Origin of the sequence: Paenibacillus sp. J2TS4 (assembly GCF_018403245.1) — a bacterium.
GTDB lineage: Bacteria > Bacillota > Bacilli > Paenibacillales > NBRC-103111 > Paenibacillus_L.
Window position 1 is genome coordinate 372,198 of sequence record NZ_BOSH01000005.1, and the last position, 12,521, is coordinate 384,718.

The 12,521-nt window shown below is 40.3% G+C and carries 13 protein-coding genes and 1 pseudogene; 3 read left to right on the forward strand and 11 right to left on the reverse strand.

Annotation, left to right across the window (positions count from 1 at the left end):
- Nucleotides 1–20 precede the first annotated feature (20 nt).
- From KJS69_RS13925 to KJS69_RS13970, 10 genes and pseudogenes are all read right to left on the reverse strand, one after another.
- On the reverse strand, nucleotides 21–3,389 hold the full coding sequence (locus KJS69_RS13925; RefSeq protein ID WP_213584366.1) for an ATP-binding protein: 3,369 nt from the start codon (nucleotides 3,387–3,389) through the stop codon (nucleotides 21–23).
- Nucleotides 3,358–3,600 carry a hypothetical protein gene (locus tag KJS69_RS13930; protein WP_213584367.1) on the reverse strand — a complete coding sequence of 81 codons (243 nt, stop codon included), beginning with the start codon at nucleotides 3,598–3,600 and terminating at the stop codon, nucleotides 3,358–3,360. The genes KJS69_RS13925 and KJS69_RS13930 overlap by 32 nt, the downstream gene beginning before the upstream one ends.
- A 69-nt stretch (nucleotides 3,601–3,669) precedes the next feature.
- The gene (locus KJS69_RS13935) at nucleotides 3,670–3,966 is read right to left on the reverse strand and encodes a DUF4194 domain-containing protein (RefSeq protein ID WP_213584368.1); all 297 of its coding nucleotides are present in this window, start codon (nucleotides 3,964–3,966) and stop codon (nucleotides 3,670–3,672) included.
- Nucleotides 3,956–5,518: a Wadjet anti-phage system protein JetA family protein gene (locus tag KJS69_RS13940; RefSeq protein WP_249730512.1), complete on the reverse strand. Its 1,563-nt coding sequence runs from the start codon at nucleotides 5,516–5,518 to the stop codon at nucleotides 3,956–3,958. The genes KJS69_RS13935 and KJS69_RS13940 overlap by 11 nt, the downstream gene beginning before the upstream one ends.
- Before the next feature lie 386 nt (nucleotides 5,519–5,904).
- Nucleotides 5,905–6,585, reverse strand: a complete 681-nt coding sequence (locus tag KJS69_RS13945; RefSeq protein ID WP_213584369.1) for a DUF4145 domain-containing protein — start codon at nucleotides 6,583–6,585, stop codon at nucleotides 5,905–5,907.
- 160 nt (nucleotides 6,586–6,745) lie between these two features.
- Nucleotides 6,746–7,099 (reverse strand): hypothetical protein, encoded by a 354-nt coding sequence (locus tag KJS69_RS13950; protein WP_213584370.1) that lies wholly within the window; start codon nucleotides 7,097–7,099, stop codon nucleotides 6,746–6,748.
- A gap of 948 nt (nucleotides 7,100–8,047) precedes the next feature.
- Nucleotides 8,048–8,602 (reverse strand): annotated as a pseudogene (locus tag KJS69_RS13955) (alpha/beta fold hydrolase); the annotation flags it as partial.
- A gap of 12 nt (nucleotides 8,603–8,614) precedes the next feature.
- The gene (locus KJS69_RS13960) at nucleotides 8,615–8,839 is read right to left on the reverse strand and encodes an alpha/beta fold hydrolase (protein WP_213584371.1); all 225 of its coding nucleotides are present in this window, start codon (nucleotides 8,837–8,839) and stop codon (nucleotides 8,615–8,617) included.
- A gap of 12 nt (nucleotides 8,840–8,851) precedes the next feature.
- Nucleotides 8,852–9,256, reverse strand: a complete 405-nt coding sequence (locus tag KJS69_RS13965; RefSeq protein WP_213584372.1) for a DUF6220 domain-containing protein — start codon at nucleotides 9,254–9,256, stop codon at nucleotides 8,852–8,854.
- A 17-nt stretch (nucleotides 9,257–9,273) separates the two neighbouring features.
- Nucleotides 9,274–9,714 (reverse strand): MarR family transcriptional regulator, encoded by a 441-nt coding sequence (locus tag KJS69_RS13970; protein WP_213584373.1) that lies wholly within the window; start codon nucleotides 9,712–9,714, stop codon nucleotides 9,274–9,276.
- A 489-nt stretch (nucleotides 9,715–10,203) separates the two neighbouring features.
- Here KJS69_RS13970 and KJS69_RS13975 point away from each other — a divergent pair, with 489 nt between their 5' ends.
- The 3 genes from KJS69_RS13975 (at nucleotide 10,204) to KJS69_RS13985 (ending at nucleotide 11,422) form a co-directional block, all read left to right on the forward strand.
- Nucleotides 10,204–10,575 (forward strand): DUF2087 domain-containing protein, encoded by a 372-nt coding sequence (locus tag KJS69_RS13975; protein ID WP_249730514.1) that lies wholly within the window; start codon nucleotides 10,204–10,206, stop codon nucleotides 10,573–10,575.
- Between the two features lie 294 nt (nucleotides 10,576–10,869).
- Nucleotides 10,870–11,094, forward strand: coding sequence for a hypothetical protein (locus KJS69_RS29685; RefSeq protein WP_249730515.1), 225 nt, complete (start codon nucleotides 10,870–10,872; stop codon nucleotides 11,092–11,094).
- 148 nt (nucleotides 11,095–11,242) lie between these two features.
- Complete coding sequence (locus tag KJS69_RS13985) at nucleotides 11,243–11,422, forward strand: cysteine-rich KTR domain-containing protein (RefSeq protein WP_213584375.1); 180 nt, start codon at nucleotides 11,243–11,245, stop codon at nucleotides 11,420–11,422.
- 377 nt (nucleotides 11,423–11,799) lie between these two features.
- Here the strand turns inward: KJS69_RS13985 and KJS69_RS13990 are convergent, their stop codons facing one another.
- Nucleotides 11,800–12,063, reverse strand: a complete 264-nt coding sequence (locus KJS69_RS13990) for a hypothetical protein (RefSeq protein WP_249730516.1) — start codon at nucleotides 12,061–12,063, stop codon at nucleotides 11,800–11,802.
- Between the last annotated feature and the right edge of the window lie 458 nt (nucleotides 12,064–12,521).

Genomic DNA, 12,521 nt, shown 5'->3' on the forward strand with positions numbered 1-12,521 from the left:
GATCATTCATGTTGAATGACTTAGAATAATGTAGGTTGAATTTCATCATTATTCTTATCATCTACTTCTTCTGATACATATTCGCTTTCACCTTCCCAGCGATCAATCATATCCACGTAACATTGATAATTGTATTTGGTCACAAACAATGTAGTGGATACTTCTGGTGCCATATGCTGCATTTTCTCATCAGGAACAGCAGCAATAAGTTGAAGACCCAATTGCTTAATTAAACGGAGACTCGATTGTATGCGCTGCTCATCCATTTTGTTAAACGCTTCATCAAAAACAACTAATCTAGATGTTTTATTGCTTGAATATAGATGATGAAACGATGCCAAGATAGCAATATAAAACGGCGTTTGAGTCTCTCCTCCAGATTTTTCTTTTAATACTTGCGAAAATCTCGACTTTGCCCCATCCCCTGATGTAATAACGATATCAAAGTCCAGATATTGTCGATAATCTGTGAATTCCTCAAGTTCTCCACCTTCACCACGTACCAATCTTTCAAATAACTCGTGCAAGTTAGAGGTACGCTCATTCTCGGGAAGTTCAAATAATGACCCCTTCTCCAATAGCATAGGGTCCATAATTGCATCATAAAACTTCTTATAGCGTTCGCTGGCCCTTACTTCAAAGTGATATCGATCATCTGAGAATGGGAAATGACGTAGCGCGTAGTTTAGCTGTTCAAACTCGCGCCGTGCCATTTCTATAGCTTCACGCAACTTAAAAATAAAATGGGATTTGAACTGCTCCTCTGACTCCATACGAGCCGCTTCCACTTTCGTCTGATATTCTGGTATATTAAGGTTTTCAATAGTTTCATACATTCGATCATAAGGAGTATTTTCCTCATCCTGTATAGCAGCACTGCTGGCATTATAACGAGTTCGTAGTGTAACGACCTCTTTAAACTGATCATCACGAAGTTTCTGCTGTCCTTTCCAACTAACCAGATAATTATTTATTTTTTGCGCCGTTGGATTTGTCTGCTTAACCGCATCTTCGTATCGCTTCATAGCTCGCTTCTCAATTTCCAGCCCCCATTCGCTAACCCACTGAGAACAATTCTCTTCCGCTTCTCGGATCTTAGTTGTCTGAAGATGTACTGCCGCAGCATACTGTCCACATGCTTCTTCAAGTTTGCCAAGTTTCTTTTGTTCATCTCCCAGTTTTTCCAACCATTCTTTCTCTTGTTTGCCCCAATATTCGAATTCTCCTTTAAGTAGTTCTGCTTCAGTCAAATCCAGTGTTCTTAGATTATTCTGATCTTGTTCTAATTGCAGCGATAGCTCATCTATCTTTCGCATGAGATCAGTGTTCTCTGATAAGCGAGCATATTGTGATTCTTTTTCTTTCGTTCTTTGGATTTGTTTCTGAAACTCACTGTGTAATTGTTGACGCACTATGCTTGCTTCTTTAAGTTGCGCTAGTTCAGTCCGACGAATATCCAATTGTCTAACGATAGCCTTCGATCCCATATAAGGAACCTCATACTGTCTCCTAGCCATTTGTCGAGCCACATAGTTACTATATACCATACATGTTTTCGTAACGGCTGTACGATGTTGTCGAAGTTCCTGTTCATTTGAAGCTTTCATTACTCTACCAAGCAAGTGCTCAACATGTGCTAGAATCACTGGGTGAGTAGCCTCCACTTCCTTTGCTAACGAGCCTTTTTCGGAAGTGCCAAGAAAACGTTTTTCTTTTTCTGTATCTACTAAACCGACTCCTTCAAGTCTGTACTTCCATTTCTCACGTTCATAGATTCGCAGAGCCTCTGAAACATACTGTGGCTCAACTAAGATATCAAAACGTTGTGTATTCAAATAACCTTCAATAGCATTCCTCCACTCTTCGTTTAACAACTCTGCCTCTTCACAAAAAATCCACACCATTGAACGACCTTTAAGGCTTTCATCTAACAGAGCCTTCAACTGACGTACAGGCTCCGAATAACTAAACCGTTTTTGTTCAAGTTCACGTATAACCTGTTCCAATTCACTAATTTTTTCGGCATCTGCTTTCATTTGATCATGCAACCGTGACTCACCAGCAATTAACCGTTGATGGAAGTTTGACAAGGTCTTTCCAAGCGATTTTAAATTTTCTTGCCACTGCTCTTCTTCATGAGTCTCCAACCTTTCAAACTGAACAAGCCCCAGCAATTGCAGCAACATCGCCTGATGCATTTCTAAACCCGCTTTTTCCTGATCTCCTAATACCCAGTACTCATTGTTAGACCATTTAGAAAATTCATTAATAAGTTCTATCTCTTTCTGTATTTGATACTCATACGTTTGCTTCAGTCTTCCAAGCTCTTCAAGATTCCGCTTCCCTTCCGCTACCTTTAACTCAAGGGATTTTTTACTTTTCTCCCCTGAATTGTCCTGCCAACGTTGATAAGCTGATTTACTTTCTTCGCTTGCCTCCTGGTGCTTCGTTTGAGCCACCCTAATGTTATCTCTCGTTTGCTCCAGTTGCCGTTGTGAATGACTCAGTTCTCGCTCCTTTTCTTCCTTATATTCTTGCTCGACATCAAGTTTCAAACGACGAATAACATAATCTTGTTCTTTGGTAGTTTCTCGATATCTCACGTACAACCGATAGTTCTCCTGAATATCCTTGAGTTGCTGCTTACGTTCCTGAAGGCGTTCTAGCTCTTGTTTGTATCTCTCATGAAGTTCGAAATTCTGTTTTAACAAATCTAACTGTAATTCACGTCGATCCAGAATATAATCATAGACAAAACTTCTAATATCGGAAATTGGCTTGAAGGATAGTGCTTTAGTAAACACCTTGAAAAAACGTTCATGAAGACCTCCGGTTCTGGCCAACAACGCTTTCACATAGTTCGATTTATTTCGCTCAAACAACGTTTTATTACGAACGCCCCTCCTTCCAACCTCTCCAGCATTTACTCCATATCTACGCCTAAACTCTTCACGATTCAGCAGTTCGCTTCTAGGATTTACAAAATCCAGCTGATCCAGGTTAGTTTCAGCCAAAATAAAATACTCTTCATCGTACATACGATCACGGTATACATCTACCACAATTCCGACAACAAATGATTCTCGCTTTTTTTCATCCCAAAATTCAGATACTATGTATGTTGTAAAGTCACCATCTCGAAGAAAAGAACGATCATCGTTTCCAATTTTACCTTTAAGATAATTAATGTAACTCCGTTTCGCGTCATCAGTAGCTGCATTAAAACGTATGAGGCGCTGATCTGCTATAAAAAGGACTTGTAGGGCGTCAATAATAGTGGATTTGCCTGCCCCGTTCTGACCGGTAATTAGTGTTTGTTTACCGAATTCCATAGTTACATCAGTGAAGTAATGCCAATTAATCAATCGCAATCTCTTCATCCACTTCATCCGTTGTTGCTCCTTTCTTTTCAGACTCATATCTTGTGAGACGCTCAATTAATTGCTTCATTTCATCAGCTTGAATAACGTAAATCCATGTGTGAAATAACTTAAACCGAGCATCATCTGATCGCTGATCCGAATCGAGCGATTCCAACAACTGAAATTGATTACACATCCTCACTAGACGATCTAAGACAGTAGGCTTAACCCACTCCATTCGTAAGGTTTCATATTTACTCCGAATTTCATAAAGTGTTACCATAGGAAAATCAGATAATGCTAGCCCTTATCTTTTCTCTTCATACAGAATACGTAAAATGAGGAGCCAAATAGTTGACTCACGATCAAGCCTTCTCCGCAAACGACTGTCTTGATTATGCAGATAGATGCATTCATGCCGCTCATCAACCGTTAAGTCCCAACCCAAAAAATGGAAATAAGAGGTTAAGTCGGTCTTATTTCTTCGAATTATCGCATACATCTCACGTTCCTTTTCCTTAACGAGCATATTAACCTCTAACAATCGATTAATGACTTCTCGTAGCTTTTCTTTTTCCGAATCGCTCATGTCTTTAAACACCATTATAGCCACGCCCTCTCCGTTTAATCGTATGATTATTAAAGCGGTAGTTTCCAATGACGAGTATTTGACGGCCAGGGTTACGTTGAATGTGGAAGACTGAACCACCATCACTCCCATACAAATAGATGTAGCCCAATAAAATATACTCTTCAGCAGACTGTGGGGCCAGTTCAACCAATTCCATTTGTCTTCTTCCATCTAGTTTTTGAAGCACATAGTCGTTGACTTTTTTTCGAGTTACAGCCTTACGCATCTTTTGTGCACTTTTTTCTTTTAATTCATTCCTTACGTGTTCAGGTAAGTCAACTACAATATGAGTTTCAGGCTGATGCAACACTCTCATACGTCTCGGCGGTAATAAAGACTGCTCCTGAAGTGTTTTGACCTGACGAAGTGAAAAAATCGTGTCCGCTTCACTAAAATTAGAAAACTGCGAGAGTAGTCCAAGGAGCTTAACGATCTGTTGTTCCGTTCCTTCATTTTGCTGGCTTAAGTACCGAGCCCGTTCGAATGAAGATCGCAAATACTGATTATGACGGACATCAATTTGATAGAACAATTCATCAAGCCCAAGAAATGTTTCTTCAATAAAAAAAAGCGCTTGGCGTATGGCGCGTCTGGCCTCATCCAAAGCCTCATAAAGTCCACTTTTCACACCATCAAGAGCCGCTTCTTCCATAAGCGTAGAATTTAATAACCACTGTTGGACTGTGTGCAAAATTTGCATTCTATAACGAGCTACATGATCCGATGTCTTCAGACGATGGTAACTCTTATCAACAATCTGAGATTTGTATTGTTCAAAATGATGGTCTAGCACATCTTGTATAGAAGTCTTAAGAATCACTTGTTCCATATGGGCTTTCATATTGTTGTAGAGCGCAATAAGCTCCTGCCTGAATTGCGAGCTTATATCTGCGGCTCCAAGAATGGCAGAACAAGGTTGATGTCTGGCAGCTTCCCCTGAAAGAGATTGATAGATTAGAAAGGCAAACCGCTGATATTCTACCGTTTTTGCGTCACATAGTTCTTTAAACAGTCCGATAAGCTTGCTCGCATAATGAGGTAAAACCAAATAGCGATCAAATTGACTACGGGTTTCAACACTTAGCCAACGCATGGTTTCCAAGCGTCTGAGAATAGCATTAGCTTTTATTCTTGCGCTCTCTTCCACTGAAGTTTGATTGTTTGTGCCTTGAATTGATTCACTTTGTTCGTCATTCATATCGTCAAGAGAAAGGCCTAATTCTATATGGGTTTCCAATAGTTCTTGAATTAGATCCCTCATCACATCATATCTGATACCAAAACGCTCAGCCTGAATATTTTCATAAAGCAGCAGCAAAATTTCAGCATAAATTTGTTTATTTGATCCTGTTAATAGCAAAAAAAGCCCTTCGGGAATGACATCAAACAATTTCACATTATTCAGTCCATTCTTTGTAGAGATGATATAAGTGTTTTTCATTGTGAGCTGAGTCGGGATTTTTGAAATAAGTTTATCTTCCTTTTTAATAAACTTTCTTTCAATTTCAATAAGACTTATAAACACAAACTCACTTGATATATTTCAACATTTTTTCCAGTTTTCCTGCTAGGGTCGACATAAAAAATGATTCCTTTCGCCTATTCACAAAAACATCTTATACATTTTTTAATCCATAACTCCCTTTAATGACCTTAACTGCTTCATTGATAATAAGTAAGCTTAAATAACCAGCCTCGTATATTTCCCAAATTCAGGTATCCATATCTTTTTGGACGTATGACCACTAACCAACTGATTCATATATGGGCTAAAAATGCGAAAACAAAGCACCAAAAGCGAAGTAGAGAAACTGGAATAACCCTTGCTATACAAGGGTTCATGGCATTTCTGAAGGATCAAAAAACGGTTCTCATACTGCGGTGTTAGCAGAAGTCACAAACATTCTTGAATTAACCTTCACTTTTCTCTTGACTGATTGTTTCTTTGTTTAATCTTAATTGAGCTTGCTCTATTTTTTCTGGTAATGAATAAACGTAGTCTAATATTACCTCAGTAAATTCGATCATCAATTTGACTGTCTCACTTGAAAACTCTGTATCATCTGCATGAGCAGCAGAATTACCTTCTTTCCTTAGTATATATGAAATCCCTTCCATAATCGGGGGTAAAATATTTTCTGATTGAAGGTCTTTTAATTTTGTAAATAAGTCTTTACCCTTTGCATTTTTATGCTTACACATTTTTTCTAAGGTTCTTCTTAAGGCCATAATACAAACTGCTCCATCCAGATTCCTTACTTTCAATGCAGCTTCAAAAGCATCTCTAACAGGTGGTGGGAGATGCTTGTTTTCGCTGGAACCTGAAGGAAAAATAAGATCTATATACTTAATTGGTTTTCCGTTCGGTTCTGTCTCTTCACTGAATGAGGTAATTCTCTGAACGGTTATCTCTGTACAAACTGGACACAAATACATATCCCATTGTTTAAAAAATGATGTAATATAGGCAGGTTGATAATGATTGACAGAATGGTCCCAAATCTCTTCATGCTCTACCAAGTCATGACTTGCTACAACTTTCATTGATGTCTTATTGCCGCAATGAAGACAAGTAATAACCTTTTCTTTCATGCATTTCTGTCCTTTACTGTAATTTTTGATAAAATTCCCGTGTTCCTGACAGCAGTCGGGTGTGCCCGTCTGATCTTAATTCCCTGCCAACATATCCGGCCAGACCGAAGGATTTTGACTCCCGTAGTAGGAGTACGAAGTTATGTGCAGTATCTTTCTCCTACGAGAAACCTAATGATTTCTTTATTTCCTTATCCCAAGATTGATATCCTTCATTTCTCCAAACACTTAGTCTTCTTCTCCTAATCATATACTGTGGGAAGCTCTCTAGATACTTCTGATAAGCATCAAGTATATCCCAATATAATAACTTATGATCAATACTTGGCGTCCATGATATTACCGTACCTCTTGTTAAATCAACTAATGTCTCCATGTCGTCATCTGGTATCTTGTAGCCATGCTTTAGTGCAAAAGAAACTATTGAATCAATTCGTCCGAAATATTCATCTTCCATTTTAATGGTATTAATAAACTTAATAATCTCGTCTTCAGGCCAAAACCATTCACCCAATTTGTTATACTTCTTAAATTTCTCATGTAAATGTCTCTCTAACAGATTTGATAGAATCCCTGAACCTGCCGCCTCTCGCCTACCTGAACGCCCCAAGGTTGCCAGTCAAGCTACGCGAATATTGAAAGTTGCTACGGACCTATCGGATATCAAGATCAACAACGAAAGAAAGCAGGTTACTTTCAAGGGCCGAAACAATCTGCAGCGTAGTGGAAAGATCTTAGCCCAGTATTCGGTGGAGAACAGCGGACAAAGAAATGCCCGCCATGTTCCAAATCAATCGGATCTTTCCGTCGGCTCCAACTCAACCGTTGCCAGTGCCTTTGCTCTCAACCCGTTCCTTGCGTTCCCTTCACGATGACAGTCACAGATGTGGATGTACTATTTGATCAGACACTCATCTAAATCTACCATCCGTTCCATCTTAACATGACAAATCGCGATTGGAAATGTCAAACAAAAAAGGAGGAGCAGGAACCGAATCGACTCTGCTACCTCCCTATACTTACGGTCACGTTTCATAACATCCAGCATACCAATGCTAGGTGTTCTCTAAATCATTCATGCCACACTCACTGTAACGAATCATAATGAATCCAACATATCTACACACCCGACGTCCAAATCCAAGTCCAACACGACAGAAACCTTAATATTGTCTTTGATGATCTTATTTCTGAAGTCACTGCCCTCTGTCGTAAACGTCATAAATTGCGTAAAGTGCTGAAAGCAAAAGATTTCTACGTATCTATTCGTTGTATTCCTACCACGCACTCAACATGAGTCGAGTGCGTGATATTGCGATATTAACTATATCTTTGACATGTAGGGTGAGCCCAGGGGGATCGACCCCCTGACTTCATCACTGCCAGCGATGCACTCTTCCGTGCTGGTTAATTTCACTAACCATAATTAATGTGTACTCTATGTTCTATGAAGGATATCGCGCTAGGCAGTTGCCCACTCGTTAGGCATATCAAAAAAGGAAAGATGATGTCCCGGTAACGTCACCATTTCACAACCAAGTTTCTCTGCCAAGATTGGAACTGTTCTCCCATAGTATTTCCCTTTAGCCTGTGTCATTTGGCCAGCGGCCATCACGATCTTGACGCCGTTCTGCTTAATCCTATCGGTATCAGGCTGGTAATTCACACTGGGAATCAGTTCATGTCGGATTAAGAAATACTCGTTATTCGCTTCCGTCACCCGTTTCTGAAAATCTTTCGGCACGCTTTTAAAAGCTCGGAACGGGATCGACAGAGATAAATTAAATTTGAAGCTCGCCAATGGAATGTTATATCTGAACGATGTCCGATACACACTTGCAAAAAAGCTTAGCCATTTGGGGCTGTCGGGAAGAACGCGTACAACAGGAGGTTCATGGACAACTGCCACCTTAATCGCTTGGGGATGATGTCTCGCCATTTCGAGCGCAATAATAGCTCCGCTGCTATTTCCAAATACATAAGCTGATTCATGACCAACTGCATTTAATACCGCAACAGCATCCCGTGCCTACTGGCTGACCTCGAAATTTTGTGGATCGTTTCTAGTGCTCCGCGAATTGCCGCGGCGGTCATACGTAATGACTTGGTATTCGTCGGCAAGAATTCCGGTAACATACGTATAAAAACCCGCATCCCCGTTCCCGCCTGGAATCATGAGAAGCGGCTCTCCTGCTCCTCGAACTTCAAAGTATATTTCATCGCCTTCGGTCCTTACACGTCCCGATCTTTCCATTCGTTCGTCCTCCTATTTAGAGCGGTCCCGATTAATTAAAAGCTGATAGGATCCACGCACTAGTGCGAGAGCCCAACAAAACAATACAAGAGCCAATACGGGATGAAGTGCACCGGCAATACCATGCGCCGTATAATACTGAATATTAAAAAGGGCGAACAAACCAAGACTTCCCCAAATCATTTTCCAAGAAAGCTTCCCTAAAATGCCGAGGATAAACAAGAGGATCGAAATATATTGAAACATGTGAACAAAAGTCCTATGCCATCCCCAAGCCACCGGATTATCGAACAATGCCATTCCAGCTAGAAATACTTGTATAATGATACAGATAACGAGAACCCATGAGAAAATGAAATATGCCCATCTGCAATTCTTCACCCGAGAAGGCTCCATTTTGTTTTCTTCAAAAGTCATTATTCCTGCTCCATTCTTTATATATAATTGTCCAGTCCCATTGTCTTAAGCTCCTCAGCAATCTGTCCATAGATTTTATTTAAAATCTCTATAAGACGATCCTTTTCCTCCTCGCTTAATTGACTGAAATAGGCACTGTCTCTTGCGATCCGAGTCTGATGCATTTTTTCGTGCCCCCAATAAATACCTCTTCCAATATCTGAAAGTCTGTAATAAATTTCCTTATTGTTTCCAGGCTTTTGGTACCTTTCTATGGCCCCCATCTCTAATAATCGTTTGGTGACTTTACTTATCGCACCTCTGGTTACCTGAAATGCTTTGGCCAATTTAGTTACATTGGAATCCGGCCCCTGACCCTCATCTTTGCCAGCGATGCTCTCTCCCAGTTGAGCTGAGTCTCCCGCTAAAAGTACTAAAATACATCGTGTCCTTACTTTTTTTTGAGCGAATACTGTCACATCTCATCTATTCATTACGCACCATCAATATTAGGCATTCGACATGTATTGAGTTGATAGGGAGTACATACTTAAAGGAATGACCTTTGCTCTAGTTCGGGCAGCTAACCTACCTTTTTATTACAACCTTACTTCTAGAAATTCGTTATTCAATATCGAAGAGGTTGTAACTGTAAAGGCTAATATTGACCATCTGTTCGGCCTGACAGACGCGCAGAAAAACAAGGAAATGGAGCGATAGCGACATGACGCAACATGAGGTGCGAAGCACCGACTTGGGGCGGCTTGCCCCAACAAGCCATTTTTAGGATCTGACCGCAGGAAAATCTCTAAAAATGTGCAAGTGTCAATACACTTGCACTGCTTGCCGTTTTGTGCAACTAAAGCTCCGAACACGAACGTTGCTCGTTATGCGCACGATGCTCAAAGTTCCCGCCTCATTGTTCGTAGGGTGCATTTCGTGAAAAAGCAAAGCAGGCAAAATTGTATTTGGCGGTATATGAGCAGGTTTTTGAAAAAACAGTTTTTGATGAGGATGCGATCACATCAATCCACAATACGGCAACGATGGTTGATGATCGCTATGTAACAACAGAAAAAGAAAAAGCTCATATTCTTAGTACAGCCTTTAAAAGCCTCTCGCCTTTAAGGCTCAAGGATTTTTCACCAAAAGCAAAAAAGAAGGTGATTATATTGGCAAGAATAGCTGAAGAGTTTGAAGCTGGAAGAAAATATTCAGAAAAAGAAGTCATAGATATTTTGAAAAATATATTTGACGATCACGCTGTCCTGCGAAGGTATTTAGTCGATTATGGTTTTATGGACAGAATCAGCAATGGCAGGGAGTATTGGGTAAAGTAAGCTTGCAATAAAAATAGATTGGAGCGGTATATAGTGGACAATAAAGATATTAAGCACTCAACAGAGAGCATCCGAAATGTTATAAGCTCTCAATTTGATATCTGCTGGCAGCTTTTAGAGATCCATCTTACTGGTCTTGAAGATGAGGAATGCCTTTGGCGTCCTTGCGTAAAAGGACTTCACATTTACAACAATGCCGGCGTATGATGTTCGGACTGGCCAGATTCAGAGTCTTATGATATTGGACCAGCCAGTATTGCATGGCTGACTTGGCATATTACATTTTGGTGGTCTATGGTTATCGATCACTCATTTGGCAAGGGTATGTTAACGCGTGAAGATGTGCAATGGCCCGGTAGTATGGCGGATGTTCGGGAAAAAATAGCAAACTTTCGGAAGGACTGGATCGCTGGTATCGAGGCATTGTTGATGAAGAACTTGTTAGCTGTGAACGTACTTGTTGGCCGTTTACAGACAAACCATTCTATGAGCTTGCCGCATGGCTCAATTTGGAATTAATGAAGAATGTCTCTGAAATTGGATACTGCCGGTTTCTTTATGCTTCTCAACATAGCAGCAGAAAATAGCAGGTAATTAATAATAGCGAAAAATGGTTCACCAAATATTCACCGTTGCCAACGAAATATCTACGAGGTAAACATAAAACATGGAGCGATCTGAATGGATTTTATGTCCTCTTTGTAAAAGCAAAACTCGTACAAAGATACGGAACGATACAATACCTGAAAACTTCCCGTTGTTCCGTCCGAAATGTAAACAGGAAATCTTAATAAATGTACGAGAATTAAATACTTCAGTTATCAAAGAGCCAGACGCTAAGACGTAGAGCCGATAATTTGTGAGAACATTCACGGTTATCGGCTGTGACAGCTGGATGTAGCAAAAGTTTTTCTCTTATATAACTTCAAAAAATCAAGTAAATATTTGGACGATCAGTGCGCCCATTTTTTATTCGACACCTTTCGGGGATTTTCCCTAGAAGGTGTTTTTTTACCTTTTTTGACTATATACGAGCTTTGTCAACATGTTCTATCGAACAAGCCTAACTGCCGCTTCGGGCCAAGTTGGCCCGATGTGCAGCCTTTAAAGCCAATTTTTAATTTGTTGTCGTTAAGGCCAATCATACGGGACAGCTCGATCAGCGAGGGGGGATTCGCCATTCGTTCCAACATAATATCGCGCGCCCGCTGTATTTTTTGCCTTTCAATGCTGGATAATTCCGGAAGCTTCGACTCGGTAAGAAATGATTGAAAGGCCGACAAACAGGAGCTCCAGCACATTGCACTCCAGCTCCAGGTTTTTGATGCCGCATGTTTGCACGGACTGAGTCAACCGTTTAATAATTACGGCAGACGCAAGATCGATGGACTCATGAAAAAGGTGAAATGGCTTTCGCCCGAGAAGGCTGGAAAAATGAAGATGCCTGGCACCCGAGATATCCTCCATGTAATGATGGAAGTCTACCATTTTGTTTCTACTCCGTTTCGCAAAAAATTGTTAATTACAATTATAGCGTGGCCTACTCTAATAGCTATCATAACTCATTCCTTCCGCTTTACGCTGTACAGCCGTCCCGATATACTTTATTTTTAAGCCCTCCGCTCTCACTAACTTCTAAGTGGCCCTGTCATACCGTAACATTCAGTATATCGGTTATTAGAAATGGGATTTTATTTCCTTTATCCCAAACCATTTTGAAGGTCCGTTTGTTTCATGAATATACATTAATTGTCCCCATATGTCTATTGATACAACAAAAGCCCGTACCGTGTGAGGTCGGGCTTCAACTTGCAGGTAAATATGGCTCTTATCACTGTGTTTCTCTCTGCACTCCCGTAAGAAAGAGAACGCCACAAAAGGCGTTCTCTTAATCATTCATGCCATACTCGCTTACTCACTTTAATGAGTTCAACATATCTACACAC